The sequence below is a fragment of the Enterobacter wuhouensis genome, assembly GCF_035835995.1.
GTDB classification, from domain to species: Bacteria; Pseudomonadota; Gammaproteobacteria; order Enterobacterales; family Enterobacteriaceae; genus Enterobacter; species Enterobacter wuhouensis.
This window is the reverse complement of record NZ_CP142124.1, coordinates 38,522-64,920: the sequence shown is the minus strand read 5'-3', so window position 1 is coordinate 64,920 and position 26,399 is coordinate 38,522. Positions and strand designations below refer to the sequence as shown.

Here is a 26,399-nt window from a genome sequence, read left to right as displayed (position 1 = left end):
ATGATTTTTTCTGACAAAAACGCTGAAAAACCACGTAAAATCCGTGGATTACCGGCATTAAAAACCAGATCAAAGCTTAATATTAGCCTATTCTCAGGATAAAAATCTGGCTTGAAGATTATTAAAAGATTAAAGAGATTGTATTTCTCATTAAATCAATTTTTCAATTTTATATTCTCACAATAATTAGCATAGCCTTTACTCATATGTTTCTGATGGCTTACATTTACTCCGTCGCATCAGTCTATTAAAAACGTAGTTCTCTATTTTCTCTTCCAGGGACTGATTATTCAGCGAAAGGAGAATGCCAATGAAAACCAAAAAAACAATACACGTTGCCGTGGTTGATAGCTGTGAATTCACCATGATTGGCCTGCAGTCGTTAGGAAAGCGTGAGGCAGACGTACAGCAGGATGTCATTTTCCATGGGTTTACGCATATCGAAGATCTTGCGCTTAGCGAGCAGTCCTTTGACATTATTATTTACGATCCGCTGAATACCGGTCATTTCAGGGTCACAACCAATGACGATATTCTGTGTATTAAGCAAAAACAGCCTGGAGCGAAGATCTATATTTATTCGCTGTCCGTCGGTTATCTGAAATTTAAGCATGTTGACGGGGTCATCAGCAAAAGGGTTTCTCTGGGCGACATCAAGGCGCTGTGGCAAATCCTGATGAGCCAGACGCCGCAGGCGCCCGGTCTTTACAACGTGAGCATGACGACCCGCCAGCGCACCCCGGCGAGATTGTCCAGCGAGGAAGCCAGCGTACTGCGCGGTTACTCATGCAACCTGAAAACCAAGCAAATTGCCCGCCAGCTGGGCTGCAACGTGAGGCTGGTGTATTTCTACAAGAACAATGCCATGAACAAGCTGAAGGCGGTGCGAGGCCCTTCGTTCTACCAAAGCATCCGCTGGATACTGAATTAAGAATTTGACCGTGTGTCGTTTGCCTTTTGTTCCCGTGTCCGCGGGAACCTTTTTTTATCTCTCCTGAAGGCTTTTCATGTATACCGTTCTCCCTTCCCCCGTCCTGCAGAACATATCAGGGCTGCGGTTCCAGCCACTTGTCGACTTTCATACAGGCCACGTTGTCGCGCATGAAGTTCTCGTGGAGATCCCCTGCGTCAATCTCGACGTTTTCTTTGCCTCACTCCCCGCCCGCTCGGCGCTGCAAATTTTTTTCTGGCAGGCGACTACCCTCCTGCAAATGCCAGACCGGGGGCATTACTGGTTAAACCTTCCGGCAGAACATTTCCTGGACGATCGCGCCCTCCGGCTGCTGCTTTCGCTGCGCCACCAGCAGCGTATAACGATAGAAATCCAGGACCCGCTGACCATCACCCGCATGAGCGAAGCCGAACGGCAGCGCCTGCGTAATTCCCTTATTCAGCTCCGAGCGGCGGGCTGGAAGATCTGGCTCGACGATCTCACCCGCGACCTGACAGAAGACTTTCTCCGCCTTGCGCTTGCGCTGGACGGGGTAAAAATCGATCGTTCAGAGCTGAATGCTCGCGGGTCGCTTAGGGCGTATATCGAGTCGGTCAAAACCGGGATTGCAGATCGTATCGTGATCGAAGGGATTGAGAATTCACAGGATCTGGAGCGAGCCCGCGCCACGGGGGCGCGCTTCGGCCAGGGTTTCCTCTGGCCGGAGAGTCGAATAGATGCCCGGGTGCCGCTCTAGCAGAGGCAAATCACCAGCCCGGCACCGCGCCGCCGTTAAAGATAGTTTCTGCCGCTTTCGCCACTTCAGGTGACTGATACGACTGAACAAACGCTTTCACGTTTTCCGCATCCTTATTGTCTTCACGCGTCACCACGATGTTTACGTACGGCGAATTTTTATCCTCGATAAAGACGCTGTCGTGAACAGGAGAAAGCCCGGTTTGCTGGAGATAGGTGGTGCTGATGATGGCGACATCCACTTTCGGGTCGTCCAGCACGCGCGGCAGCTGCGCCCCTTCAAGCTCCATAATCTTCAGATTCTTCGGGTTCGCCGTGATATCCAGCGCCGTTGGCAGCAGGCCAACGTCCGGCTTCAGGGCAATCAGCTTCTCTTTTTGCAGCAGCAACAGCCCGCGACCGAGGTTGGTCGGGTCGTTTGGAATGGCAACGGTTGCGCCGTCCTTCAGTTCATTCACCGATTTAATCTTGCGGGAATAGCCGGCCATCGGGAAGACAAAGGTGTTAGCAACGGCAACCAGCTTATAGCCGTGCGCCTTGTTATCTTCAGCAAGGAAAGGCCGATGCTGGAAGACGTTGGCGTCCAGTTCACCGTGGTTGGTCGCGTCGTTGGGCAGCAGCGAGCCGCTAAAGCCCACCAGCTCCACGTCCAGACCGTATTTCTCTTTTGCCACTTTTTTTGCGACTTCCGCGACATCCTGCTCGGCGCCGTTGATCACGCCGACCTTTATGTGTTTGGCATCGTTGCTGCTTTGGTCACAGCCCGCGAGCAGCAGGCCAGTCAGGAGAAGCGCACCCAGTCGAAGTTTCACGAGACAGTTCCTTTTGAAAGACGTTTTGAAGACTATATCGACAACGCGGCGGCGCGCTAAAAAACGAAAAGGAATCAATAAGAAGGAAAAGTTATATGTTGTCTTTAAAAAACACCCCTGAAATTTTAGATGGAAACGTTTTACAGAAACATCTAAGACCCCGGCACATACAAAGCAATAAGAATGCATGACAATACAATCATTCTGACAACAGGAATGCAGGAAACAATAAAAACAAAGAATGTGTTGAAAAGCATTAATTCACCAAAATTATCATTCTAAATTAACATCATTAAAAACACTAAGACATAGAAATCAATTTGACATAACTCAATATTCCTTATTCAAACACCTCTACTATTTTGGGAAGTAATCAGTACCCTCTATGAAAAAGTTAAACTGACATAAGGAATATGCGATGAAGGACTACAAACCGAATGAATTTATATCAATAAGTGAAGTAATAAAAAGTAAAGGAGGTAAAGCAGGAAGACTACCTGTAACGAATAGCCTAAGCATTACTCAAATTTGTAGAAATACTAATAATCAAAAAATTCGCTTTATGACAATAAGAATCCCCGAGGATATTATGTCAAGAGCAAGATTCAAAAAAGGCGATCGAGTGGATATTGGATTTACTGAGGATGGCTTAGCCTGGCGACTTAAAGTTATTTCAAGTGGTGAACAAGGTTATAGCATCACCACTCCATCAAATAATATCAAAAGGGGACAACTTCGGCTGACTTGGTGTGAAGGAATACCAATTATTGGTGGTGATCCAACTATTCGAAAAGCCCGCGCTATCGCAGACGAAAAAACGATGAGAGTTTCTCCTGCTGAGATCATATTTGAAATCGGAGAGATAAGAGTCGAAGCTAAAGGCGACTCTTAGAATGTAAAGCGTCTGTCTTAATGATATAAAAGCGACCAATATTTAGTTATTAAATGGTCGCTTTCGATGAACTTATCGTGTCCAGTCCTCAACAGTAAGTTCTTGCACCATCCCAAACGCACGATCGTTAGTAACAACCGTTGTGCCTCTGCTGATGGCATGCGCAGCAATCAACTGATCGAGATCGCCCATCACCTTTCCTTTCTTCTCCATCGCGGCACGCAGTTCGCCGTAGGTGGCTGCGGCTTCGCTGCCCCAGTCGCAAATGGTGATGGTTTTAAGAAATGTTAAAATTGCCGCTTTCAGTCCGCCACTTTCCTTCTTTTCGGCTCCATAGCGTAATTCCGCTTCTGTGATACTGGAGATACATACTTCCTTCGGTGTCAGAGAAGCCATTCTGGCGACAACTCCTGGATGTTTCTTAAACAAGTGACTCACAATATTCGTATCGAGCATATGCTTCATGAACGTACTCCATCCAGTGGATCTCTTTTCGTTACACTCTGACTCCTCTCCTCCGGACTTAAAAATGACTCGGGTACATTTGTATTTTCCAGCAGTCTAAAAAAATCATCCCAGCTCTTAACTTGAGTCGATTTCGCCGTCAAAACAACATTCCCCTCGTCATCCCGCCGGATATAAACGCTCTCCGTATCAAACGCAAACTCAGCAGGCAGAACAACAGCCTGCTTTCGCCCTTTTTTAATCAGTTTTGCCGTGCGCTCCATTGCAACCTCTGTTGGTTTATTGACCAGGCCACAGCATGCGCCAACGTCCAGGAGAGTGACAAGGGAGACGTTTAAAATTCAGAAAGCGACTCGCAATAAATAACAGAAGCGCTTACCTCACGCCTGCCGACGCAGCGGCGCCTCGCGTAAAAACCACGACAGCGCAAACGCCAGCACCATAATCCCCGCCGCCAGCAGGAACACCGCGTGAATGGCCGAGCCAAACGCATCAAGGTAGTCCAGCCTCAGGGCGTCTGGCAGATGATGAATGGCGGTCGGGTTCAGCTCGCGCGGCAGCTCTGCCCCTTCAGGCAGCCTGTCCACCAGCCCCGACTGCAGAACATGCGTGAACACCGCGCCAAACAGCGCGACGCCAATGGCCCCGCCAATGGAGCGGAAGAGCGTGACGCCAGAGGTGGCTACCCCATATTGATCCGCCGACACGCTGTTCTGCACCGCCAGCACCAGCACCTGCATCACCAGGCCCAGCCCCATGCCCAGCACGCTGGTGAACAGGTAAAGCTGCCAGGTTGGGGAGGTGAGTGAAATGCGCGTCAGTAAAAACATCCCCACCACGCCGAGCAGGGTGCCGAGGATCGGGAACAGGCGGTATCTCCCGGTATGGCTAATAATGCGCCCGCTGATAATGGAGGTCAGCAGCAGCCCGCCCATCAGCGGGATGAGCTGCAGGCCGGCCTGCGTTGGCGTGGCGTCTTTCACCACCTGCAGGTACAGCGGCAGGAAGGTCACCGAGCCAAACAGCGACATACCGATGATAAAGCCAATCAGGCTGCAGAGCAGGAAGCTGCGGTCGCGGAACAGCGACAGCGGAATAATCGGCTCCCACGCCAGCCGCTCCTCATAGATAAACCCGGCGATCCCCGTCAGGCCAAAGGCCAGAATGCACCACAGCTGCGGGTCGCTCCACGGGCGAACGGTGCCGCCTTCGGTGGTAAACAGGATGATGCACAATAGCGCCATGCTGAGGTAAATCGCGCCCAGATAGTCAATCTCGTGCCTGCTGCGCCGCGCGCTGCCGTGGAACACCGCGCCGATTACCAGCAGGGCAAACAGCCCCAGCGGCAGGTTGATGTAGAATATCCAGCGCCAGGAGGCGTGCTGGACGATAAACCCGCCGATCAGCGGCCCGATGACCGTCGCCAGGCCAAACACGCCGCCAAACAGCCCCTGATAGCGCCCGCGATCGGCAGGCGGGATCACGTCCGCGACGGCGGCCATGCTGATCACCATCAGGCCGCCGCCACCCAGCCCCTGCAGGGCGCGCATCAGCACCAGCTGGGTCATGTTTTGCGCCAGCCCGCACAGCGCGGAGCCGACGAGGAACAGCACAATGGCGATTTGCAGGACGATTTTACGCCCAAACAGATCGCCAAACTTGCCGTACAGCGGCACCACGATGGTGGAGCTGAGGATATAGGCCGTCACCACCCAGGAGAGCTTATCCAGCCCGCCCAGCTCACCCACGATGGTCGGCAGCGCGGTAGAGACAATGGTCTGATCCAGCGCCGAAAGCAGCATCACCAGCAGCAGCGCGCTGAACAGCAGCTTAATCGACGGCGCTTTTTGCGCAGGTTGAGTCATTACGTCGGACTCCATAAGAGATCGCTTGAAATTAATTAATCGTATAATTAATATTTGTGTAAGTGATGAATAAGATCAAGAGGCACTGCGACTATGCCAGCACAAAAGGACAATTCCGAACCGCGCCGCCCGGGCCGCCCTCGCGGGGGTAAACGCGTCACCGCCAGCCGCGAACAGCTGCTGGATATCGCCCTGAATCTCTTTTCCCGTCAGGGGATCGCCAACACCTCGTTGAACGCCATCGCCAAAGAGGCAGGCGTCACGCCCGCGATGCTGCACTACTACTTCAACTCCCGAGAGCAGCTGTTGGATGCGATGATTGAGGAGCGTTTTCTGCCGTTACGCGAGAGGATCGGGGCGATTTTCGCCGATAACCGGGATTCGCCGGTGAACGCCCTGACGGAAATGGTTAAGGTGCTGGCCGAACTGGCGGAACAGCATCACTGGTTTGCACCGCTGTGGATGCAGGAGGTGATTGGCGAAATGCCGGTACTGCGCACCCATCTGCAGGCGCGGTTTGGTGACGAGAAGTATCAGGCGACGCTCGCCACCATCAAAGGCTGGCAGCAGGAAGGGAAGCTGAATCAGGCGCTGGCACCGGAGCTGCTGTTTACCACCTTGCTGAGCCTGGTGCTGGTGCCGTTCTCACGCATGCGCAATGACGAGAGGCTAAAATCCCTCTCGCCGGAGATTATTGTCCGTCATGCGCTTGCCGTGATCGGCACCGGGATCGGCGGTTAAAGCGCCTTTGCCAGATAGTGGCGCTGCATGCCCGCATACGGATAATCCTGCAGGGACATCTGCAGCCGGTAGCCCTGTTTTTCATAGAAGGGGCGTGCCTGGAAGCTGGCGGTATCGACCAGCGCGTGCCTGCAGCCTTTGCGTCGGGCTTCATCTTCTGCCGTTTTGATGAGCTTGCTGCCCACGCCGGAGCCGCGAACGGATTCGCTGACCCAGAGATAATCTATATTCAGCCAGTCGCCTTTACGCACCCCGATTAACCCGCCCAGCATTGCGCCATTATCGTCACGTACGTAAACGCCAATGTCGCCGCTAAAGTTCGCCATATCTAAAAACTGCCCGTTATAAGCTCTTAATCCTACAAATAACTCTTCTTTCTCTTCGGGTGTGACTTTTTCAGTGATGCTCAACTGCATATTGTTCTCCTTATTTTCAGCGCAATCTGAATATCTCACAGCTTAACCTTCATAAAAACTCCTTATTTCCTCCATTGTTTAAACCAGGAAATATTCATTCAATATGTAAATAAAAAAAGCCTTTCCAATACGCACCTAAAACGTATAATGAGAACGATCATTCTCACTTTTACACGGTAGCCGACGATGAGCACAAAGCTGGAAGAACGACAAAAACTGCGCCAGGACGAGATCGTTACCGCCGCGCGCCGCTGCTTTCGCGCCAGCGGGTTTCACGCCGCCAGCATGTCGCAGATTGCCAGCGAGGCGAAGCTCAGCGTCGGACAAATTTACCGGTATTTCAGCAACAAAGACGCGATCATCGAAGAGATGATCCGCCGCATCATCGACTCGCGCATCGACGAGATGCAGGGCAAAACCCTGGTGGAAGGGATGCCGCAGGCGCTCGCCTGGCGACAGACCCTCAACGAAGATGACGATGCCCTGATGCTGGAAATGTCCGCCGAGGCCACGCGCAATCCTCAGGTTGCCGCCATGCTGATCGAAGCCGAATCGCGCATGTTCGCCAACGCCTGCGCGCACCTGAAAAAGCAGTTTCCGCACCTGAGCGACGAGCATATTCGCTGCTGCGTGGAGATTACCGCCGTGATGATCGAAGGCACCATTTACCGTCGGCTCACGCCGTTAAAAGTGCCGTCAGAACAATTAGAACCCCTTTATCAGGATATTTTAAATATGCTTTTCACTGCGAAGTAATCGCATATGAATAATTAGCGGGAATAAGTAATTCCCCTTTTTTACATTTCTGACTCAGTCAGAGATGCGGTATCGCTGTGCCTTTAATTAGCCCTCCTCCCTGTTAAGCGATTAACGGGGCAGGCATCGTTCACCCTGGAAAAAGATTATGAAAACCATAACAACCTCCATCGCGGCATTACTCCTCCTGACAGGGTGCGATAATGCGCAAACATCTGCTCCCCAGCGTCCTCTTCCGGAAGTGGGGATTGTCACGCTCATGAGCCAGCCGGTGTCCGTCGTCAGCGAGCTGACGGGCCGCACCGCCGCCGCTATGAGCGCCGAAGTGCGCCCGCAGGTAGGCGGCATTATCCAGAAGCGGCTGTTCACCGAAGGCGATACGGTCAAGGCCGGGCAGGCGCTGTATCAAATTGACCCTTCCAGCTACCGCGCCGCTTACGATGAAGCCGCCGCCGCGCTGAAGCAGGCGCAGGCGCTGGTGCAGGCCGACTGCCAGAAGGCCCAGCGCTATGCGCAGCTGGTGAAGGACGACGGCGTGTCGCGTCAGGACGCAGAGGACGCGAAGTCCACCTGCGCGCAGGACAAGGCCAGCGTTGAGTCAAAGAAGGCCGCGCAGGAGAGCGCGCGCATTAACCTCAACTGGACCACCGTCACCGCGCCGATTGCCGGACGCATCGGCATCTCCTCCGTGACCCCCGGCGCGCTGGTGACCGCCCAGCAGGACACCGCGCTCGCCACCGTTCGCGGGCTCGACAGCATGTACGTCGATCTCACGCGTTCCAGCGCCGATCTGCTGCGTTTACGTAAGCAAACCCTCGCCACCAACAGCGATACGCTAAGCGTGTCGTTAATCCTCGAAGACGGCAGCACCTACAGCGAGAAAGGCCGCCTGGCGTTAACCGAAGTGGCGGTAGATGAATCGACCGGCTCCGTCACGCTGCGTGCCGTCTTCCCGAACCCGCAGCATCAGCTTCTGCCCGGCATGTTCGTTCGCGCCAGAGTGGATGAAGGCGTCATGAGCGACGCGATCCTCGCGCCGCAGCAGGGCATCACCCGCGACGCCAAAGGCACCGCCACCGCGCTGGTGGTCAATGCCAGCAACAAGGTCGAGCAGCGTCAGCTGGAGACGGGCGATACCTACGGCGACAAATGGCTGGTGCTGAGCGGCCTGAAGGCGGGCGACAGGCTGATTGTGGAAGGGACTGACAAAGTCACCGCCGGGCAGGAAGTGAAAGCCGAAGAGATGAAAGCCAGCGGAGGAAACGCCTGATGTTCTCCCGCTTCTTCGTGCGTCGCCCGGTCTTTGCCTGGGTTATCGCCATTCTCATCATGCTCGCCGGGATGCTGGCGATCCGCACGCTGCCGGTGGCGCAGTACCCGGACGTCGCTCCGCCGTCGATCAAAATCTCCGCCACCTACACCGGCGCCTCCGCGCAGACGCTGGAAAACAGCGTGACGCAGGTGATCGAGCAGCAGCTCACCGGGCTGGATAACCTGCTCTACTTCACCTCCACCAGCAGCTCGGACGGGTCGGTGAGCATCAACGTCACCTTCGAACAGGGAACCGACCCTGACACCGCGCAGGTGCAGGTGCAGAACAAGGTCCAGCAGGCGGAATCGCGCCTGCCGACCGAGGTGCAGCAGTCCGGCATTACCGTCGAAAAATCCCAGAGCAACTTCCTGCTGATCATGGGCGTGTACGATAAAACCGACGCCGCCAGCAGCTCGGATATCGCCGACTGGCTGGTGAGCAATATGCAGGACCCGCTGGCGCGCGTGGAGGGCGTCGGCAGCCTGCAGGTGTTCGGTGCGGAATATGCGATGCGCATCTGGCTCGACCCGGCGAAGCTGGCGTCCTACTCGCTGATGCCGTCCGACGTGCAGAGCGCGATTGAAGCCCAGAACGTGCAGGTCTCCGCCGGTAAAATCGGCGCGCTGCCCTCGTCGAACGCCCAGCAGCTGACCGCCACCGTCCGCGCCCAGTCGCGCCTGCAAACGGTCGATCAGTTTAAAAAGATCATCGTGAAGAGCCAGTCCAACGGCGCGGTCGTGCACATCAGCGACGTCGCTCGCGTGGAGATGGGCAGCGAAGACTACACCGCCACGGCGAAGCTGAACGGCCACCCGGCGGCGGGTATGGCGGTGATGCTTTCACCGGGCGCGAACGCGCTTAATACCGCCACGGCGGTGAAAGATAAAATCGCCGAGTTCAAAAAGTCGATGCCGGAAGGCTACGACGTGGCCTACCCGAAGGACAGCACCGAGTTCATCAAGATCTCCGTTGAGGACGTGATTCAAACCCTGTTCGAAGCCATTATCCTCGTGGTGGTGGTGATGTACCTGTTCCTGCAGAACATCCGCGCGACGCTGATCCCCGCGCTGGCGGTGCCTGTCGTTCTGCTGGGCACCTTCGGCGTGCTGGCGCTGTTCGGCTACTCCATCAACACCCTGACGCTGTTTGCGATGGTGCTGGCGATTGGGCTTTTAGTGGATGACGCCATCGTGGTGGTGGAAAACGTCGAGCGTATTATGCGCGACGAGGGCCTGCCCGCCCGCGAAGCCACCGAGAAATCGATGGGCGAAATCTCCGGCGCGCTGGTCGCCATTGCGCTGGTGCTCTCCGCGGTATTCCTGCCGATGGCCTTCTTCGGCGGCTCCACCGGGGTGATTTACCGTCAGTTCTCGGTCACCATTATTTCGGCGATGTTCCTCTCCGTGGTGGTGGCGTTGACCCTGACGCCCGCGCTGTGCGGTTCGATTCTGAGCCACACGGCGCCGCACAAAAAGGGCTTCTTCGGCGCGTTTAACCGCTTCTACAGCAGGACAGAGCGCGGCTATCAGAACAAGGTCCTGCGCGCTCTGCGCCGCTCCGGCGGCATGCTGGTCATCTACGCCCTGCTCTGCGGCGCGATGGGCTTCGCCATGCTTAAGCTGCCGGGCAGCTTCCTGCCGACGGAAGACCAGGGTGAAATCATGGTGCAGTACACCCTGCCAGCAGGCGCGACGACGGTGCGTACCGCCGAAGTCAGCCGCCAGGTGCGCGAGTGGTTCCTCACCAAAGAGAAAGCCAACACCAACGTCATCTTCACCATTGAAGGCTTCAGCTTCAGCGGCAGCGGCCAGAACGCCGGGATGGCGTTTGTCTCCCTGAAAAACTGGTCCGAACGTAAAGGCGATGAGAATACCGCTCAGGCCATCGCCCTGCGCGCCACGCAGGAGCTGAGCACCATCCGCGATGCGACCATCTTTGCCATGACGCCGCCTGCGGTGGACGGTCTGGGCCAGAGCAACGGCTTTACCTTTGAGCTGATGGCCAGCGGCGGCACCGACCGCGACGCGCTGCTGAAAATGCGTAACCAGCTGATTGGCGAAGCCAACCAGGACAGCTCGCTGCACGCCGTGCGCGCCAACGATCTGCCGCAGATGCCGCAGCTTCAGGTCGATATCGACAACAACAAGGCCGTGTCGCTGGGGCTGTCCCTGAGCGACGTCACCGACACCCTCTCCAGCGCCTGGGGCGGGACCTACGTGAACGATTTTATCGATCGCGGCCGCGTGAAAAAGGTCTACATCCAGGGCGACAGCGACTATCGCGCCGTGCCGTCGGATCTCAACAAATGGTATGTGCGCGGCAGCGACAGCACCATGACCCCGTTCTCCGCCTTCGCCACCACCCGCTGGGAGTATGGCCCGGAAAGCCTGGTGCGCTACAACGGCTCGGCGGCGTATGAGATTCAGGGCGAAAACGCCAGCGGCGCAAGCTCCGGCACGGCGATGAGCAAAATGGAGCAGCTGGCGAATAATCTGCCGTCCGGCAGCACCTGGGCGTGGAGCGGTTTGTCGCTGCAGGAAAAACTGGCGAGCGGTCAGGCGATGAGCCTCTATGCCCTCTCCATCCTTGTCGTGTTCCTGTGCCTGGCAGCGCTGTATGAGAGCTGGTCGGTACCGATTTCGGTCATTCTGGTGATCCCGCTTGGCGTGCTGGGCGCGGCCGTCGCCGCCTCCCTGCGCGGCCTGAATAACGATGTCTACTTCCAGGTGGCGCTGCTGACTACCATCGGCCTGTCGTCGAAGAACGCCATCCTGATTGTGGAATTTGCCGAAGCCAAAGTCGCGGAAGGGTACTCCCTGACGCGCGCCGCGCTGCGTGCCGCTCAGACGCGCCTGCGGCCGATCGTCATGACCTCGCTGGCGTTTATCGCAGGGGTGACGCCGCTGGCCGTGGCAACCGGGGCAGGTGCCAACAGCCGCGTGGCAATTGGTACCGGCATTATCGGCGGGACGCTGGCCGCAACGCTGCTGGCGATCTTCTTCGTCCCCTTATTCTTTGTACTGGTGAAACGTCTGTTCTCCGGTAAGCACGCAAACCGGAGGTCATAATGTTTCGTGTATCTATTTTAGCGTTAGCTCTGCTGAGCGCAGGCTGTGTGTCGTTAGACCCAACGTATCAACGCCCGGACGCCCCCGTCCCGGCAACCTTGCCCGGCGCGCACGGCGAAGCCACCGCCGTGGTGAGCCAGTGGCAGCAGGTGATGAACGACGCGCGGCTGAAAAGCGTGGTGACGATGGCGCTGAACAGCAACCGCGACGTGCAAAAAGCGATTGCGGATATCGATGCCGCCCGCGCCCAGTACGGTGAAACGCGCTCGTCCCTGTTCCCGACGGTAGACGCCGAGTTGAGCCACACCCGCAGCCGCACGCTGGCAAGCGGCGTGACCACCAGCGACGAAGCCAACGGCGCGGTCTCCAGCTTCGAGCTGGATCTGTTTGGCCGCAACCAGAGCCTCTCCCGCGCCGCGCGTGAAACCTGGTTTGCCAGCGAGTTCACCGCGCAGAACACGCGCCTGACGATGGTCAGCGAGCTGACCACGGCCTGGGTGACGCTGGCGGCGGATAACAGCAACCTGGCGCTGGCGAAATCCACGATGGAGAGCGCGGCAAACTCGCTGAAGATTGTGAAGCGCCAGCAGGAAGTGGGCGTTGCGGCCGCCACGGACGTCAGTTCGGCAATGGCGGTTTACCAGCAGGCGCGCGCCAGCGTGGCGAGCTACCGGACGCTGGTGATGCAGGACAAAAATGCCCTGAACCTGCTGGCGGGCGATACGGTGCCGGACAACCTGCTGCCCGGCACGCTGGAGAGCCTGAGCGATAACGCCATCACGCTGATCCCGGCGGGCGTCAGCTCCAGCGCGCTGCTGCGCCGCCCGGATATTCAGGAGGCCGAGCATAACCTGCTGAGCGCCAACGCCAACATCGGCGCGGCGCGCGCCAACTTCTTCCCGACCATCTCGCTGACCGCCAGCGCGGGCGTCGGCAGCGACTCGCTCTCCTCCCTGTTCAGCCACGGGATGAAGGTCTGGTCGTTCGCGCCGTCCATCACACTGCCGCTGTTCAGCGGCGGGAACAACCTGGCGCAGCTGCGCTACGCGGAAGCGGAGAAGAAGGGGCTGATCGCCACCTATGAGAAAGCCATCCAGAGCGCGTTTAAGGACGTGGCCGACGCGCTGGCGCGTCGTGAAACCCTGAGCGAGCAGCTCGACGCCCAGCGCGAATACGTGGCGGCGGAGCAAAAAACGCTGGACGTGGCAACGCGCAGCTACAGGGCGGGCGCGGGGGATTATCTGACGGTACTGACCGCGCAGCGGTCGCTGTGGTCGGCGCAGGAATCGCTGATTGCGCTGCAGCAAACCGATCTGGAAAACCGCATTACGCTGTGGCAGTCGCTGGGCGGCGGTATTCAGTAACTTCTCGGTGGGCGATTCTGATGCGCAGAAAAGAGAAAATCATACTTTCGGCTGGAATCGCTACACTGAATGTAACGATATATTTCATGGGAAGCATGTGACGTTAACTGGAGGTTTCGATGAAAGCTGCGCACCTGGTTTGCCTGCTCGTTTGCCTGCTGTTCGCCGCGTTTGTCCACGCTCAGGAGAAGGACGATCCGGCGAAAGAGGCCCAGATAAAACAGCAGGTGCTGAAAGATGTGAAGAAAGCCTGTACGCCGCAGAAAAAACAGAGCGATAAGGCCTGGCAGGCGATGATTTTGTCGTCGGAGGCCAACCAGCTGCTGATCAAAAATGCCATTACCGCCGTGAAGCGCGACAACCTGGACGCCTACTGGGATGCCGTCAGTCAGGTGGATTGTATGGAAGATTACTGAGTTCTCGCCGGGTGGCGGCTGCGCCTTACCCGGCCTACAAAATATTATTAACGCTTACGCATGTCAGGGATAATTAAATCCCCGCGCAGAACATAGGACCCCAGCATCTGCGTTTTCTCCGTCAGCCAGCTCACGATGCGCGCTGCCATCGCATCCATTGAATACTCAATGGCCGGGATCACCGGAATACCCGGCAGATGCAGCGACCCGCCCAGGCTAAAGACCATGATGTCGTCCGGCACCGATTTGTTAAACGCCTGCAGCTGCGGGATCACCCGCTGGGCTTCCTGCTCGTCCGCCACCAGCAGCGCGTTGAAATTCAGCGTGGTTGCGTTGTTAAGCAGCTCCTGCAGCGCAACGGAAGACGAGGTCGCGTCCATAAAGACGAGGTTGCGATTAAAGGGGAGGAAGTTTTTCTCCAGCGCGTGCTTGTAGCCGAGCAGTACCTGGTCGGCAAAACCGCTGCCGTGCGGGTGGATCAGCGCAATCTGGCGGCGACCCTGGCTGGTGAGGTAGTTACAGGCGGTTTCGGCGGCAAACGCGTGATCGAAATGGATGCTGTTGACGTTATCAGACTCCATGCAGTCAACGAGGATGACGTTATCCATGTCCACGTCCAGCGGGAAACGCGCGCCAATCACCAGGATGTCGTCACACAGGCCGCAGGAGAGTTCTTCGAGGGCGTTCATCACTTCCGCTTTGCTGTGCGCGAAGCGCAGCAGGAGGTGTTTTTGATGCTGGCTGAGCTGTTTTTCCAGCGCGTACAGATAACCGGTGGTCTGGTTAATGTTTTCCTGCGCGCAAATCACGCCAATGCAGCCCGTCGACTGACTGAGCAGCGACTGTGCAATCACGTTGGGCCGATAGTTCAGCTCATCCACCGCTTTTAAAACGGCCTGACGGCTGGCTTCCTTCACGCCGCGTGACCCGCTCAACACCCGTGATACCGTGGCTTTGGACACCCCGGCCAGACGTGATACATCGTTGATTGTAGACATCTCTCTCCCCTGGCAGGCCGACTTCACGCCTGCAAATTCCATTACCGCTACGGCTCACATTATAGCCAGTACGGAGTATATCCGTTTCCGTTTTTTATGGAAACCGATTTTCCGTTTCCACTCAAAATGACGTCATAACAGCCAAATTCCGTGATGCAGATCGTGGTAATAAGCCCCATAAGGACAGCTTCTTGATGGTTGTCACACTTCTGTCTTTTATAAATGGAAACCGGTTTCCGTATGATGTCCAATCATCCTCGCAATAACTTTTTACATTTAGAGGATGGTTGTCGATGTTCAAGATTATGCTGTGCTGCTCTGCCGGGATGTCCACCAGCCTGTTAGTCAGCAAAATGGTCGATGTCGCGAAAGAACGTGGTTTGCCGGTGAAGATTGATGCGTACGGTGTTTCCGAATTTGATACGCAGTTTCCGCAATACCAGGTGGTACTTCTCGGACCGCAAGTGAAATACATGTTAAAGACGCTCTCAGACAAGGCGGCGACGCAAGGCATTCCGGTACAGCCCATCGACATGATGGACTATGGCATGCAGCGTGGCGATAAAGTACTGGACTATGCTCTGTCGCTCATCGAAGCGGCACACTAAAAGGTGTTCACATGAGTTCGTTATATCAATCGATGGTCGCGGTGATTGAGCAGTCAATTACCCCGCTGGCCGCGAAGCTTGGTCAGCAAAAGTATGTGATTGCAATCCGCGACGGCTTTACCGCCGCGCTGCCGTTTATGATCATCGGCTCGTTTATGCTGGTGTTCATCTTCCCGCCGTTCTCGGCGGATACCACCAACAGCTTTGCTCGCGGCTGGCTGGATTTTTCCCAGACCTACCGCGAGCAGCTGATGCTGCCGTTTAACCTCAGCATGGGCGTGATGACCTTCTTCATCTCGGTGGGGATTGGGGCAAGCCTGGGGCGTCAGTTCAACCTCGACCCGGTGATGTCCGGCCTGCTGGCCTTTATGGCCTTCCTGCTGGTCGCCGCGCCCTATGCCGACGGCAAAATCTCGACCCAGTATCTGTCCGGTCAGGGGATTTTCACCGCGCTTATCACCGCGATTTACTCCACCCGCGTGTATGCGTGGCTGAAGGAAAACAAAGTCACCATTCGCCTGCCGAAGGAAGTGCCGACCGGCGTGGCGCGTTCGTTTGAGATCCTGATCCCGGTGATGGTGGTGATCGGCACGCTGCACCCGCTGAACCTGTTCATCGAAGCGCAGACCGGGATGATCATCCCGCAAGCGATTATGCACCTGCTGGAGCCGCTGGTGTCCGCGTCTGACTCCCTGCCCGCCATTCTGCTCTCCGTGCTGCTGTGCCAGATCTTCTGGTTCGCCGGTATTCACGGCTCGCTGATTGTCACCGGCATCATGAACCCGTTCTGGATGGCGAACCTCTCCGCAAACCAGGCGGCGCTGGCGGCAGGCGCGGCGCTGCCGCACGTTTACCTGCAGGGCTTCTGGGATCACTACCTGCTGATTGGCGGCGTAGGCTCCACGCTGCCGCTGGCGTTCCTGCTGCTGCGCAGCCGCGTGACCCACCTGCGCACCATCGGCAAAATGGGCGTGGTGCCAAGCTTCTTTAACATCAACGAACCGATTCTGTTCGGCGCGCCGATCATCATGAACCCGATGCTGTTTATCCCGTTCGTGTTCGTTCCGCTGGTCAACGCCTGCCTGGCATACGGTGCAACCAAACTCGGCTGGCTGGCACAGGTTGTGTCGTTAACGCCGTGGACCACCCCAGCACCGATTGGCGCGTCGTGGGCGGCAAACTGGGCGCTCAGCCCGGTGGTGATGTGCCTGGTCTGCATGGTGATGTCGGCGCTGATGTACCTGCCGTTCCTGCGCGCCTATGAGCGTACGCTCATCAAAAACGAAGAGCAGAAAGCCCAGGCAACCGTCGGTAACGCTGAAACAGTTAGCCATTAAGTCAAAGAGGAATGGTCATGAAATACGCATTTCCCGATAACTTCTGGTGGGGCAGCGCAAGCTCCGCTCTCCAGACGGAAGGGGCAAGAGAGGGGGAAACCACGTGGGATTACTGGTTTGCCCGCGAGCCGAACCGTTTTCACAACGGCGTAGGGCCGCAGCAGACCTCCACGTTCTATCAGCGCTGGAAGACGGACATTCAGCTGTTAAAGCAGCTGAACCACAACAGCTTTCGCACCTCGATTAGCTGGGCGCGCCTGATCCCCGACGGTATCGGTGAAGTGAACCCGGAGGCGGTCGATTTTTACAATCAGGTCATTGATGAGCTGAATGAACAGGGCATCACGCCGTTTATGACCCTGTTCCACTTCGACATGCCGATGGCGATGCAGGAAATCGGCGGCTGGGAAAACCGCGACGTGGTGGACGCTTACGCCCGCTATGCTGAGATCTGCTTCGAGCTGTTCGGCGACCGCGTGCTGCACTGGTTTACCTTCAACGAGCCGATCGTGCCGGTGGAAGGCGGCTATCTGTACGACTTCCACTATCCGAACGTGGTGGATTTTCGTCGGGCGGCCACCGTGGCGTATCACACCGTGCTGGCCCATGCGAAGGCCGTTCAGGCCTACCGCGCCGGGCATTACGCGGGGGAGATTGGCATCGTGCTGAACCTGACGCCGTCGTACCCGCGCTCGCAGAACCCGGCAGACGTGAAGGCTGCGCACATTGCGGATCTGATGTTTAACCGCAGCTTCCTCGACCCGGTCCTGCGCGGGGAATACCCGGCGGATCTGGTGGCGCTGCTGAAATCCTACGATCAGTTGCCCGCCTGTAAACCGGAGGACGGTTTCCTGATTGCGGAAGGGAAAATCGACCTGCTCGGCGTGAACTACTATCAGCCGCGTCGCGTGAAGTGTCGCGACAGCGCGGTGAACCCGCAGGCGCCGTTTATGCCGGAGTGGTTCTTTGATAGCTACGAGATGCCGGGCCGCAAGATGAACCCGTACCGCGGCTGGGAAATCTACGAGCCGGGTATTTACGATATTCTGGTCAACCTGCGCGACAATTACGGCAACCCACGCTGCTTTATTTCTGAAAACGGCATGGGCGTCGAAAACGAGCAGCGCTTTATTGAAAACGGCCAGATAAACGATCGGTACCGCATCGAGTTTATTTCTGAGCATTTAGCCTGGCTGCATAAGGGTATTAGCGAAGGGTGCAATTGTCTTGGCTACCATATGTGGACGTTTATTGATAACTGGTCGTGGTGTAACGCGTACAAAAATCGCTACGGGTTTATCCAGCTCGATTTAGAGACGCAGCAGCGCACCATTAAGAAAAGCGGAGAGTGGTTTGCCGCCACCGCCTTAAATAATAGCTTTGAAAAAGAGTAATAATGATGATCGCACTCGAAGAAGCCGTAATGGAAATTATCGTCAACGCCGGACAGTCCCGCAGCCTGTGCTTTGAGGCGCTGCACGCGGCGCGTCAGGGCAACCTTGACGAAGCCAAAAGCCTGCTGCGCGAAGCCGACGGCTACGCGCGCCAGGCGCACAAGATGCAGACCAAACTGATCGAGCAGGATGCGGGCGAAGGCCGCCAGCCGATGACGTTAATCATGGTGCACGCGCAGGATCATTTAATGAACTCCTTATTAGCGCGTGAATTATCCGAAGAAATTATTCATTTATACCAGAGATAATCTATGGCGAAATAATTACTGTAATACCTCTGTACCCTAAATAGAATTCCACTTGTTCTGATGATAGCGACATACTCTGTCAGATCGGAGCGGGATGGTTATTGTCTGAATAAAATTAAACTATATTGAGATAACCATGAATACGATTAAAAAACTTCCATTAACCATGGCGGTTATCGCCGCGCTTTGCCCAATTTCCGTGCTCGCACAAGAATTCACGCAGGAGCAAATCGACGCCATTGTGGCGAAAGCGGTGGATAAAGCCCTGGCCGAGCGTCAGGCCAAAATGGATGCGGCGGTCGCGAAAAAAGCAGACGTGGTGACCGAGCCGCAAAGCGCGGCACAGTCTCCGGATATGGCGATCCCGTTCGGGATTAAATTTACCGGCTACGCCCGCTACGGCGCGCACTTCCAGGCCGCCGATCAGAAGTACGTGGCGGTGGACGGCTCCTATAACGGCGCGTCCGCCATTGGTCGTCTGGGCAACGAAGGCAACGGCGGGGAATTCCAGCTCTCCAAGGCCTTCAAGGGTGAAAACGGCGCCATCTGGGACGTTAACGTGATGATCGACCACTGGGGCGACGAAGTTAACCTGAAAAAAGCCTACGCGGGGGTGACCAACATTATGGCCTCCAACCCGAACGCCTATTTCTGGGCCGGCCGTGACTTCCACCAGCGTCCACAGCAGGGCATCAACGACTACTTCTGGATGAACCATGACGGCCAGGGCGCCGGGGTGAAGAACTTCGACATCGGCGGCGTGCAGTTTGACGTGGCCGCCGTGGCGGCGGTGGAATCCTGTAGCCCGGAAGTGATGGAAGACGAGGCCAACCCGTCGCGCATCACCTGTACCGGCGGTTCCGGCACGGGCGACAAAGGCAACTACGCCGCGACCTCAAAAATCCACGGCATGAAGCTCGGCCCGATCGACATGGAGCTGTACGCCAACTACGGCTTTGACTCCAAGGCGGTGGAGAGCGACGAGCGTCTGAACGCCTGGCAGGGCGGCGTGGTGCTGAGCTACACCAACGACAGCGGCGTGAACAAGGTGATCGCCCGCTACTCCGATAACGCGGACAACAGCGTGTTCAACAAAACCGAGGACCTGACCACGGTCTACGCCAGCTTCGAAGGGCTGTACAAATTCACCCAGGCGACGCAGGTGGAGTACATCCTCGCCTTCCACGACTACGACAACAGCCGAGATAAGACCGACAACCGTAAGAACTACAATGCCATCGTGCGCCCAATGCACTGGTGGAACGACGTTCACTCCACCTGGCTGGAAGCGGGCTGGCAGCACGTTGATTACGACAACGGCGGCGACAACAAGGGCTGGAAGCTGACCCTGTCGCAGAACATGTCCATCGCCATGGGTCCGGAGTTCCGTCCGATGCTGCGCTTCTACGTGACCGGCGGCAAGGTGGATAACGAACGTACCGCGCGCGTAAACGGCACCAAAGATGAAACGCTCGACGACTTCAACGTCGGCGCGATGTGGGAGGCGTGGTTCTAAGGTCAACAACATGCCGGGTGGCGCTGCGCTTACCCGGCCTACGGTTTTCCCCCTCTCCCCTTGGGAGAGGGCCGGGGTGAGGGCATCAGGCCGCACACAACCATGCTATGCTGTTGACCGAATTAACGACAACATAGCAGGGGAGTACATGGGTTCCACACGTAAAGGGATGCTAAACGTCCTGATCGCCGCCGTTTTATGGGGCAGCTCGGGGGTTTGCGCGCAGTACATCATGGAGAAAAGCCACATTTCTTCGCCTTACCTGACCATGGTTCGCCTGCTGTTTACCGGCGTGATCCTGCTGACGCTCTCCTTCGTTCACGGCGATAAGATTTTCTCGGTCATCAGACATCGCAAAGACGCCATCAGCCTGCTGATTTTCTCACTCGTCGGCGCGCTCACCGTGCAGCTCACCTTCCTGCTGACGATTGAAAAATCCAACGCCGCGACCGCTACCGTGCTGCAGTTTCTGTCGCCGACCATCATTGTGGCGTGGTTCGCCCTGGCGCGGAAAAAGCGCCCCGGCGTGTTTGTCTTGTCCGCCATTCTGACGTCGCTTGTCGGCACGTTTCTGCTGGTGACCCACGGCGACCCAACCTCGCTCTCCATCTCGCCTGCCGCGCTGTTCTTCGGCATCGCCTCGGCGTTTGCCGCCGCGTTTTATACGACGTACCCGTCAACGCTGATCGCCCGCTACGGCACGCTGCCGATTGTCGGCTGGAGCATGTTGATTGCAGGATTGATGTTAACGCCGTTCTACGCCGGACGAGGAACCACGTTCGTGATTGACGGCAGCCTGCTGCTGGCGTTTTTCTACCTGGTGGTGATTGGCACGGCGCTGACGTTCAGCCTGTACCTGAAAGGCGCGCAGATGATCGGCGGGCCGAAGGCGAGCATTCTGAGCTGCGCCGAGCCGCTGAGCAGCGCGCTGCTGTCGGTGCTGCTGCTGGGCGTGGCGTTCACCCTGCCGGACTGGCTGGGAACGCTGCTGATAGTTTCGTCGGTGGTGCTGATTTCGATGGATTCGCGGAGAAGGGTTAAGGCATCGGCGTAGCCTGATGTCCCCCCTCACCCTAACCCTCTCCCCATAGGGGAGAGGGGACGGCTCGGTGCGGTGTTTTCACCCTCGCCCCTTTGGTGAGAGGGCCGGGGTGAGGGGGGGAATTGACTTACTTCGCCTTAACCTTCCCCGCCACCAGCAGCGCCGTCAGCAGCATCAGCGTGCCGGAAATCACCAGCGGTGACGTCAGCCCCAGATGGTCGAGCGCCACGCCGCCAATGGCCGCGCCGCAGGTGTTCGCCAGCTGGATCACCGCCACCTGAATCGACCCGGCCTTTTCCGCCTGATCGGCAAGCAAGCGGGTGATCCACGTCGACCAGCCCACCGGCACCAGCGCAAAGGCAAAGCCCCAAACAATCGCAATCGCCGACGCCACCCACTTGTCGCTGCCCCACAGCACCAGCACCGCCGCGCTCAGCGCCAGCACCAGCGGCGCGCCCGCCAGCGCTACCTTCAGGGAGCGTTTGAGGAACTGGGACGACAGCGAGGTGCCGACAAAGCTGGCGATACCGAAGCTCAGCAGCACCAGCGTCAGGCCGTCCACGTCAAAGCCCGCCATGGTCATAAACACCGGGCGGATGTAGGTAAAGAAGGCAAACTGCCCGGCAAAGGCCATGAAGATGGCGGTCATTCCCGCCATCACGCCGGGGCGCTTCAGCAGCGCGAACATGTTCTGCTTATGGTGCGCCGCTTCGCCCGGCAGGGACGGCAGCGCTTTCCACACCCAAATGATGCAGAGCAGGCCCATCACCGCCGCGGCGTTGAAGACGTTACGCCAGCCGATAATCCCACCGAGGAAGCTGCCGAGCGGTGCGGCAATCACCAGCGCGATAGAGACCGCACCGAAGATAACGGACAGGGCCTTTGGCACCGTACGCGCGGGCACCAGGCGCATGGTCAGCGAGGCCGACATCGCCCAGAAGCCGCCGAGCCCCAGCCCCAGACAGGCGCGACCGAGCAGCAGCAGGGTGAAGCTTTCCGCGAAGGAGACCAGCAGGCAGGAGAGCGTCAGCAGCACGCTGAACAGAATGACCACCTTGCGGCGGTCGATGGTGCCAATGACCTGGGTGATAAACAGGCTGGCGAACATCGCCACGAAGGCGGTGACGGTAACGGACTGCCCCGCCACGCCTTCGGAAATGCCCAGATCCTGCGCCATCGGCGTGAGCAGGCTCACCGGCAGAAACTCAACGGTAATCAGGCAGGCGACGCAGAACGCCACTGAGAAAACCGCCGACCAGTTGGGGCGTAAAACCTCGTTGATCTGCGGTCTGGTCGTGGGCTGGATATGTTCTGTCATGGCGTCACCTGAAGATAAAAACGTGCGGAAAAGTCGCGCAGTTTATCATCAAAAGTGTGACGGATTTAACGATTTGACAACTTTTGTCTTTTTTAACTATCCAGGAAGCAGCACGGCGGAGACTGATACCTTTTCAGCATAACGAAAATGAAAATTCAGTATCCACATTTGAGGTGAAACAATCATAGCGTCTGAAAAGGAGAAACTATGAAAACACGTACTTTATCTCAAAATCTTACCGTCAGTGCCGTCGGCTATGGTGCCATGGGTCTGAGTGAATTTTATGGCCAGACTGATGACAACGCCTCGCTGCAGGTATTGCATAGCCTCATCGATCTGAACGTGACGTTTATTGATACCGCAAATTTATATGGGCGTGGTCATAATGAAAGACTGATCGGTCATTTTCTTGCCGGACTGGATAAAAGCACTCGGGAGCAGTTCAAAATCGCCACGAAGTGCGGCATCGATCGCTCGCCTGACGAGTCTTATGCCCGCACCATCAACAATACGCCGGACTATATCATCCGCTGCTGTAACGAGTCCCTCAAGCGGCTTGGCGTGGAGCGAATCGACCTCTTTTATCTTCACAGACTGAGTAACGTCACCCCGGTCGAAGAGAGTATGGATTGTCTGCGCGCCCTTGTTAAAGAGGGCAAGATCAACCACATCGGCCTTTGCGAAGTGTCGGCTGCAACGCTGCAGCGGGCCCATGCGGTACATCCGGTCACTGCGCTGCAAACGGAATACTCTCTGTGGACGCGCGATATCGAAGAAAGCATTCTGCCGACCGTAAAAGAGCTGGGCATTGGTCTGGTGCCCTACTCGCCTCTTGGCAGAGGCTTCCTGACGGGAAAATACCTGAACAATAGCGAATTTGCAGAAGGTGATTTCCGGAAAAATAACGAACGTTTCGCGCAGTCCAGCCTCGATCATAACCGCCAGCTGCTCGATGTCATCCACCCGCTGGCCGCGAAATACGGCTGTACCGCAGGTCAGATTGCCCTTGCCTGGCTGTTAGCACAATACGAGAGGCTGGTTCCTATCCCGGGCACTAAGCACGCCGGCTATCTGGCCGAGAACGCGCGCGCTGCCGACATTGTGCTTGAGAAAAGCGATATTGAATCATTGAACAACCTGCATCGCCGGATAGAGATTAAAGGCGATCGTTATTCTGCCGAGGGTATGAAAGGCGTGAACGCCTGATACCTCATCATGAAAATAAAAAAACCGGGTTTTCCCGGTTTTTTTATATCTGATACGCCGTGCCGTTAGCGATAAACGCTCAACGCGACGCCTTCCCCACCGCCTACGCACAGCGCGGCGACGCCACGCTTGCCGTCGTTACGGACGAGGGCATGAACCAGCGTCACCAAAATCCGGCAGCCGGATGCGCCTATCGCATGCCCAAGCGCGATGGCCCCGCCGTAAGGATTGATACGATCCGGGGAAATCCCAGCCTGCTGAATCACCGCCAGCGCCTGGGCGGCAAACGCTTCGTTGGATTCAAGATGATCGACATCCTCAGGCGTCCATCCCGAGCGGGAAAGGCAGTCGGCAATGGCCTGGATCGGGGCTGCGCCCATTAATGCCGGCTGGATACCGGAATTGGTAAACACGCCCAGCGACGCCAGAACCGGCAAGCCACGCGCTTCGGCAGTATCACGCGTACAAAGCAGCACCGCAGCGGCACCGTCATTCAGCGATGAAGCATTTCCCGCCGTCACCGTTCCCTCTTTTCGGAATACTGGCCTCAGCTTCGTCAATTTATCAATACTGGTTGCACGCGGCCCTTCGTCCCTCTCCACGCAGATCGTTTCGCCTTTTCGCGTCAGCCATTCAACCGGAACTATTTCGCGCTCAAAAATGCCGCGCGCCTGCGCTTCAAGCGCATTGTGGTGAGAGACAAGGGCATATTCGTCCTGCATTTCGCGGCTGATACCAAACTCCGTCGCAACGTTTTCTGCGGTGATACCCATATGATAATCGTTGAAGGCATCCCAGAGCCCGTCAGATACCAGGCTATCTTTGAGAGTAATATCGCCCAGCCGCGTTCCGCTACGCGACGTCAGGGCGATATGCGGCGCGTTGGACATACTCTCCTGACCCCCGGCGATCACAAACTCAGCCTCACCCGTCTGCAGCGCCTGCATGCCAAGATGGACTGCCTTAAGCCCGGAACCACACACTTTATTGATCGTAAGACATTGTGTTTCAACGGGTAATCCGGCATTCAGGGCCGACTGCCGGGCCGGGTTCTGGCCACACCCCGCCGTAAGAACCTGACCCATAATGACCTGAGAGATATCACCGGCCTCTACGCCAGATTCTTTGAGGAGCGCCTGAATGACCCGGCTTCCCAGGTCAGCGGCGGAATGCTCCGCAAGCGCGCCCTGAAATGCGCCCGTCGCCGTGCGGCGGGCTGCAATAATGACAACTTCGCTCATGCGTCACTCCCTTTCAGTCCCGGCAACGTATGGCCCGTCGCAGCCATTGCCGCGCGGTAGGCGGTAAGACCATTCATACAGGCGGGAACGCCGGCATACACCGCCATCTGTATCACAATTTCAAGCAGCTCTTCCGGCGTCACGCCGGTGTTGAGCGCGCCTCTCATGTGCAGTTCCAGCTGCGGCATAGCATTACCCAGCGTCACAAGCGAGGCGACGGTCAGCATTTCGCGCGTTTTGAGATCCAGCCCTGGACGCCCCACGACATCCCCGAACGCATAGTCGGTTATCAGGGCGGGCAGGCCCGGGTCCAGTTCGCTCAGGCGGCGGGTGACTTTATCCGCGAGCCCCGCTTCAAGACGGTCCATAATCTCTCTGCCATAGCGCGTGCGGTCATTAATTTGACTCATAAGATTTCTCCATACGGGATTGTTTGGCGGTCAAGGTTGCAGGAATAACCGCGACAAGCAGAACGGACAGGCCGATGGCCGTGCCGGCGACGATATACAGGAGCGGCATTGAAAATGATGAAACCATCCAGGCACCGACCGACGCGCCGATACCAATGGCGGTATTGAAGAACGAAACGTAGATTGCGGAGGCCGGGAAGGCTTTATCCTCCGCCATACGTAATACCCACGTCTGGAAGCCGACAAATATTCCTGATACAGCGACGCCCCAGATAATCATGCTGGTGAATATCAGCGCAGCAGAGAGCGAGGATCCTGACAGGCCCAGGAACAGCAGCACTGCGCAGATCAGCAGTACAGACAGCGAAACCGTCAGCTTGAGATACTTATCAATCATCACGCCGGTCAGGAAATTGCCGGCCAGACCCGCGATGCCGTAAACAAAAAGCACGGCGGGAATAAAGGCGGTGGACAGCAAACTCTGCGTGTGAAGCCAGGGTTCAATGTACGTAAAGGCGGCAAAGTGGGCCGTAACGGCCAGCAGGGTGGCTGAGTAAATTTTCCACAGGGTAGACGATTTCAGCACGCCCTTAAGCGCATCCAGGCCAAGCGCGCTTTTGCTGGCGATCTGGGGAACAAGCACGCTAATACCCACAAAGGCAATTACGCTCAGGGCGGCCATCAGCCAAAATGCCTGCCGCCAGCCGAAGTGGATACCAATGTAGTTGGATACCGGTACGCCAAAAACGCTTGCTGCGGAAACGCCACCAAATACGATTGACGTCGCCGCCCCAATATATTTGGCAGGAACCATGGCAACCGCCGTTGCGCCGATCATCGCCCAGAATGCACCGTGAGCAAGCGCGCCCAGCACGCGGGCGCTAAGCAGCATTCCGTAGGTGTTTACCGTCGCTGCCATGACGTTAGAGATCAGAAGCACCACGGTGAGCACGAGTAAAAGCCGCTTCTTAGCCACATTGCCTAAAAAGACGGATGCAAACAGCGCACTCAACGCCCCCACCCAGGCATAAAGCGACACGGTCATGCCCACCGCGGATTCCGAAGACCGTAATCCCCCTGCGATTGGCGTTAATAATCCGACCGGCGCCAGTTCGGTAGTGACAATAGTAAACGTTGAAATAGCCAGAATGAATAACGCAAGCCATGACCTTAACGTCATATTTTGCGGGGAGAGTTCTGAAGTCATACTACTTACCTCAATAATGG

26 protein-coding genes are annotated in these 26,399 nt (G+C 56.7%); 16 read left to right on the top strand and 10 right to left on the bottom strand.

Features of this window, described 5'->3' with window-relative positions; genetic code table 11:
* The first annotated feature begins 310 nt into the window (after positions 1-310).
* Positions 311-931 (top strand): LuxR C-terminal-related transcriptional regulator, encoded by a 621-nt coding sequence (locus VPX56_RS00340; protein ID WP_131634610.1) that lies wholly within the window; start codon positions 311-313, stop codon positions 929-931.
* A gap of 76 nt (positions 932-1,007) precedes the next feature.
* Positions 1,008-1,688 carry an EAL domain-containing protein gene (locus VPX56_RS00335; protein WP_326469207.1) on the top strand — a complete coding sequence of 227 codons (681 nt, stop codon included), beginning with the start codon at positions 1,008-1,010 and terminating at the stop codon, positions 1,686-1,688.
* 10 nt (positions 1,689-1,698) lie between these two features.
* Here the strand turns inward: VPX56_RS00335 and nlpA are convergent, their stop codons facing one another.
* Positions 1,699-2,499, bottom strand: a complete 801-nt coding sequence (gene nlpA, locus VPX56_RS00330; RefSeq protein ID WP_326469205.1) for a lipoprotein NlpA — start codon at positions 2,497-2,499, stop codon at positions 1,699-1,701.
* A gap of 418 nt (positions 2,500-2,917) precedes the next feature.
* Between nlpA and VPX56_RS00325 the strand changes: the two genes are divergently transcribed.
* Positions 2,918-3,391, top strand: coding sequence for an SH3 domain-containing protein (locus VPX56_RS00325; RefSeq protein ID WP_326469203.1), 474 nt, complete (start codon positions 2,918-2,920; stop codon positions 3,389-3,391).
* A 72-nt stretch (positions 3,392-3,463) separates the two neighbouring features.
* Here the strand turns inward: VPX56_RS00325 and VPX56_RS00320 are convergent, their stop codons facing one another.
* From VPX56_RS00320 to VPX56_RS00310, 3 genes are all read right to left on the bottom strand, one after another.
* The gene (locus VPX56_RS00320) at positions 3,464-3,856 is read right to left on the bottom strand and encodes a type II toxin-antitoxin system VapC family toxin (RefSeq protein WP_326469201.1); all 393 of its coding nucleotides are present in this window, start codon (positions 3,854-3,856) and stop codon (positions 3,464-3,466) included.
* Positions 3,853-4,119 carry an antitoxin gene (locus tag VPX56_RS00315; RefSeq protein WP_326469199.1) on the bottom strand — a complete coding sequence of 89 codons (267 nt, stop codon included), beginning with the start codon at positions 4,117-4,119 and terminating at the stop codon, positions 3,853-3,855. Before VPX56_RS00315 ends, VPX56_RS00320 begins: the two co-directional genes overlap by 4 nt.
* A 117-nt stretch (positions 4,120-4,236) precedes the next feature.
* Positions 4,237-5,736, bottom strand: coding sequence for an MDR family MFS transporter (locus VPX56_RS00310; RefSeq protein ID WP_407655091.1), 1,500 nt, complete (start codon positions 5,734-5,736; stop codon positions 4,237-4,239).
* A gap of 78 nt (positions 5,737-5,814) precedes the next feature.
* On the opposite strand from VPX56_RS00310, the gene VPX56_RS00305 reads away from it, so the two are divergent.
* Positions 5,815-6,462, top strand: coding sequence for a TetR/AcrR family transcriptional regulator (locus tag VPX56_RS00305; protein ID WP_326469195.1), 648 nt, complete (start codon positions 5,815-5,817; stop codon positions 6,460-6,462).
* Here VPX56_RS00305 and VPX56_RS00300 read toward each other — a convergent pair.
* The gene (locus VPX56_RS00300) at positions 6,459-6,878 is read right to left on the bottom strand and encodes a GNAT family N-acetyltransferase (RefSeq protein ID WP_326469193.1); all 420 of its coding nucleotides are present in this window, start codon (positions 6,876-6,878) and stop codon (positions 6,459-6,461) included. The two genes, VPX56_RS00305 and VPX56_RS00300, sit on opposite strands and share 4 nt — an antisense overlap.
* A gap of 186 nt (positions 6,879-7,064) precedes the next feature.
* On the opposite strand from VPX56_RS00300, the gene VPX56_RS00295 reads away from it, so the two are divergent.
* The 5 genes from VPX56_RS00295 to VPX56_RS00275 all read left to right on the top strand — a co-directional run bounded on the left by VPX56_RS00295 (position 7,065) and on the right by VPX56_RS00275 (position 13,794).
* Positions 7,065-7,634: a TetR/AcrR family transcriptional regulator gene (locus VPX56_RS00295; protein WP_326469191.1), complete on the top strand. Its 570-nt coding sequence runs from the start codon at positions 7,065-7,067 to the stop codon at positions 7,632-7,634.
* A 148-nt stretch (positions 7,635-7,782) separates the two neighbouring features.
* Complete coding sequence (locus tag VPX56_RS00290) at positions 7,783-8,904, top strand: efflux RND transporter periplasmic adaptor subunit (protein WP_326469189.1); 1,122 nt, start codon at positions 7,783-7,785, stop codon at positions 8,902-8,904.
* Positions 8,904-12,014 (top strand): efflux RND transporter permease subunit, encoded by a 3,111-nt coding sequence (locus VPX56_RS00285; RefSeq protein ID WP_326469187.1) that lies wholly within the window; start codon positions 8,904-8,906, stop codon positions 12,012-12,014. Before VPX56_RS00290 ends, VPX56_RS00285 begins: the two co-directional genes overlap by 1 nt.
* Entirely contained in the window at positions 12,014-13,378 is a 1,365-nt protein-coding gene (locus VPX56_RS00280) for a TolC family protein (RefSeq protein ID WP_326469185.1), read from the top strand. The genes VPX56_RS00285 and VPX56_RS00280 overlap by 1 nt, the downstream gene beginning before the upstream one ends.
* A gap of 119 nt (positions 13,379-13,497) precedes the next feature.
* Positions 13,498-13,794, top strand: coding sequence for a YicS family protein (locus VPX56_RS00275; RefSeq protein ID WP_326469183.1), 297 nt, complete (start codon positions 13,498-13,500; stop codon positions 13,792-13,794).
* Between the two features lie 47 nt (positions 13,795-13,841).
* Here VPX56_RS00275 and VPX56_RS00270 read toward each other — a convergent pair whose 3' ends face one another.
* Entirely contained in the window at positions 13,842-14,792 is a 951-nt protein-coding gene (locus VPX56_RS00270) for a LacI family DNA-binding transcriptional regulator (RefSeq protein WP_131634598.1), read from the bottom strand.
* Between the two features lie 293 nt (positions 14,793-15,085).
* Between VPX56_RS00270 and VPX56_RS00265 the strand changes: the two genes are divergently transcribed.
* The 6 genes from VPX56_RS00265 to VPX56_RS00240 all read left to right on the top strand — a co-directional run bounded on the left by VPX56_RS00265 (position 15,086) and on the right by VPX56_RS00240 (position 21,009).
* Positions 15,086-15,400, top strand: a complete 315-nt coding sequence (locus tag VPX56_RS00265; protein WP_010426508.1) for a PTS sugar transporter subunit IIB — start codon at positions 15,086-15,088, stop codon at positions 15,398-15,400.
* 11 nt (positions 15,401-15,411) lie between these two features.
* Positions 15,412-16,737 carry a PTS sugar transporter subunit IIC gene (locus VPX56_RS00260; RefSeq protein ID WP_326469179.1) on the top strand — a complete coding sequence of 442 codons (1,326 nt, stop codon included), beginning with the start codon at positions 15,412-15,414 and terminating at the stop codon, positions 16,735-16,737.
* Between the two features lie 17 nt (positions 16,738-16,754).
* Entirely contained in the window at positions 16,755-18,131 is a 1,377-nt protein-coding gene (locus tag VPX56_RS00255) for a glycoside hydrolase family 1 protein (RefSeq protein ID WP_326469177.1), read from the top strand.
* Between the two features lie 5 nt (positions 18,132-18,136).
* On the top strand, positions 18,137-18,439 hold the full coding sequence (locus VPX56_RS00250; protein WP_074166029.1) for a PTS lactose/cellobiose transporter subunit IIA: 303 nt from the start codon (positions 18,137-18,139) through the stop codon (positions 18,437-18,439).
* Positions 18,440-18,575: 136 nt separating this feature from the next.
* On the top strand, positions 18,576-19,955 hold the full coding sequence (locus VPX56_RS00245) for a carbohydrate porin (protein ID WP_326469175.1): 1,380 nt from the start codon (positions 18,576-18,578) through the stop codon (positions 19,953-19,955).
* Between the two features lie 148 nt (positions 19,956-20,103).
* Complete coding sequence (locus VPX56_RS00240) at positions 20,104-21,009, top strand: EamA family transporter (protein ID WP_326469173.1); 906 nt, start codon at positions 20,104-20,106, stop codon at positions 21,007-21,009.
* A 115-nt stretch (positions 21,010-21,124) separates the two neighbouring features.
* Here VPX56_RS00240 and nepI read toward each other — a convergent pair whose 3' ends face one another.
* On the bottom strand, positions 21,125-22,315 hold the full coding sequence (nepI, locus tag VPX56_RS00235) for a purine ribonucleoside efflux pump NepI (protein WP_326469171.1): 1,191 nt from the start codon (positions 22,313-22,315) through the stop codon (positions 21,125-21,127).
* Between the two features lie 207 nt (positions 22,316-22,522).
* Between nepI and VPX56_RS00230 the strand changes: the two genes are divergently transcribed.
* Positions 22,523-23,521, top strand: a complete 999-nt coding sequence (locus VPX56_RS00230; RefSeq protein WP_326469169.1) for an aldo/keto reductase — start codon at positions 22,523-22,525, stop codon at positions 23,519-23,521.
* Between the two features lie 65 nt (positions 23,522-23,586).
* Here VPX56_RS00230 and VPX56_RS00225 read toward each other — a convergent pair whose 3' ends face one another.
* From VPX56_RS00225 to VPX56_RS00215, 3 genes are read right to left on the bottom strand one after another with little or no spacing between them, the layout of a single operon-like run.
* Positions 23,587-24,762 (bottom strand): acetyl-CoA C-acetyltransferase, encoded by a 1,176-nt coding sequence (locus tag VPX56_RS00225; protein WP_326469167.1) that lies wholly within the window; start codon positions 24,760-24,762, stop codon positions 23,587-23,589.
* Positions 24,759-25,172 carry a carboxymuconolactone decarboxylase family protein gene (locus VPX56_RS00220; protein WP_028014973.1) on the bottom strand — a complete coding sequence of 138 codons (414 nt, stop codon included), beginning with the start codon at positions 25,170-25,172 and terminating at the stop codon, positions 24,759-24,761. Before VPX56_RS00220 ends, VPX56_RS00225 begins: the two co-directional genes overlap by 4 nt.
* Entirely contained in the window at positions 25,159-26,379 is a 1,221-nt protein-coding gene (locus VPX56_RS00215) for an MFS transporter (protein WP_326469165.1), read from the bottom strand. The genes VPX56_RS00220 and VPX56_RS00215 overlap by 14 nt, the downstream gene beginning before the upstream one ends.
* Between the last annotated feature and the right edge of the window lie 20 nt (positions 26,380-26,399).

Coding starts and splice junctions, on each gene's coding strand:
- VPX56_RS00340 (WP_131634610.1), top strand. CDS start 311: ATGAAAACCAAAAAAACAATACACGTTGCCGTGGTTGATAGCTGTGAA.
- VPX56_RS00335 (WP_326469207.1), top strand. CDS start 1,008: ATGTATACCGTTCTCCCTTCCCCCGTCCTGCAGAACATATCAGGGCTG.
- VPX56_RS00325 (WP_326469203.1), top strand. CDS start 2,918: ATGAAGGACTACAAACCGAATGAATTTATATCAATAAGTGAAGTAATA.
- VPX56_RS00320 (WP_326469201.1), bottom strand. CDS start 3,856: ATGAAGCATATGCTCGATACGAATATTGTGAGTCACTTGTTTAAGAAA.
- VPX56_RS00315 (WP_326469199.1), bottom strand. CDS start 4,119: ATGGAGCGCACGGCAAAACTGATTAAAAAAGGGCGAAAGCAGGCTGTT.
- VPX56_RS00310 (WP_407655091.1), bottom strand. CDS start 5,736: ATGGAGTCCGACGTAATGACTCAACCTGCGCAAAAAGCGCCGTCGATT.
- VPX56_RS00305 (WP_326469195.1), top strand. CDS start 5,815: ATGCCAGCACAAAAGGACAATTCCGAACCGCGCCGCCCGGGCCGCCCT.
- VPX56_RS00300 (WP_326469193.1), bottom strand. CDS start 6,878: ATGCAGTTGAGCATCACTGAAAAAGTCACACCCGAAGAGAAAGAAGAG.
- VPX56_RS00295 (WP_326469191.1), top strand. CDS start 7,065: ATGAGCACAAAGCTGGAAGAACGACAAAAACTGCGCCAGGACGAGATC.
- VPX56_RS00290 (WP_326469189.1), top strand. CDS start 7,783: ATGAAAACCATAACAACCTCCATCGCGGCATTACTCCTCCTGACAGGG.
- VPX56_RS00285 (WP_326469187.1), top strand. CDS start 8,904: ATGTTCTCCCGCTTCTTCGTGCGTCGCCCGGTCTTTGCCTGGGTTATC.
- VPX56_RS00280 (WP_326469185.1), top strand. CDS start 12,014: ATGTTTCGTGTATCTATTTTAGCGTTAGCTCTGCTGAGCGCAGGCTGT.
- VPX56_RS00275 (WP_326469183.1), top strand. CDS start 13,498: ATGAAAGCTGCGCACCTGGTTTGCCTGCTCGTTTGCCTGCTGTTCGCC.
- VPX56_RS00270 (WP_131634598.1), bottom strand. CDS start 14,792: ATGTCTACAATCAACGATGTATCACGTCTGGCCGGGGTGTCCAAAGCC.
- VPX56_RS00265 (WP_010426508.1), top strand. CDS start 15,086: ATGTTCAAGATTATGCTGTGCTGCTCTGCCGGGATGTCCACCAGCCTG.
- VPX56_RS00260 (WP_326469179.1), top strand. CDS start 15,412: ATGAGTTCGTTATATCAATCGATGGTCGCGGTGATTGAGCAGTCAATT.
- VPX56_RS00255 (WP_326469177.1), top strand. CDS start 16,755: ATGAAATACGCATTTCCCGATAACTTCTGGTGGGGCAGCGCAAGCTCC.
- VPX56_RS00250 (WP_074166029.1), top strand. CDS start 18,137: ATGATCGCACTCGAAGAAGCCGTAATGGAAATTATCGTCAACGCCGGA.
- VPX56_RS00245 (WP_326469175.1), top strand. CDS start 18,576: ATGAATACGATTAAAAAACTTCCATTAACCATGGCGGTTATCGCCGCG.
- VPX56_RS00240 (WP_326469173.1), top strand. CDS start 20,104: ATGGGTTCCACACGTAAAGGGATGCTAAACGTCCTGATCGCCGCCGTT.
- nepI (WP_326469171.1), bottom strand. CDS start 22,315: ATGACAGAACATATCCAGCCCACGACCAGACCGCAGATCAACGAGGTT.
- VPX56_RS00230 (WP_326469169.1), top strand. CDS start 22,523: ATGAAAACACGTACTTTATCTCAAAATCTTACCGTCAGTGCCGTCGGC.
- VPX56_RS00225 (WP_326469167.1), bottom strand. CDS start 24,762: ATGAGCGAAGTTGTCATTATTGCAGCCCGCCGCACGGCGACGGGCGCA.
- VPX56_RS00220 (WP_028014973.1), bottom strand. CDS start 25,172: ATGAGTCAAATTAATGACCGCACGCGCTATGGCAGAGAGATTATGGAC.
- VPX56_RS00215 (WP_326469165.1), bottom strand. CDS start 26,379: ATGACTTCAGAACTCTCCCCGCAAAATATGACGTTAAGGTCATGGCTT.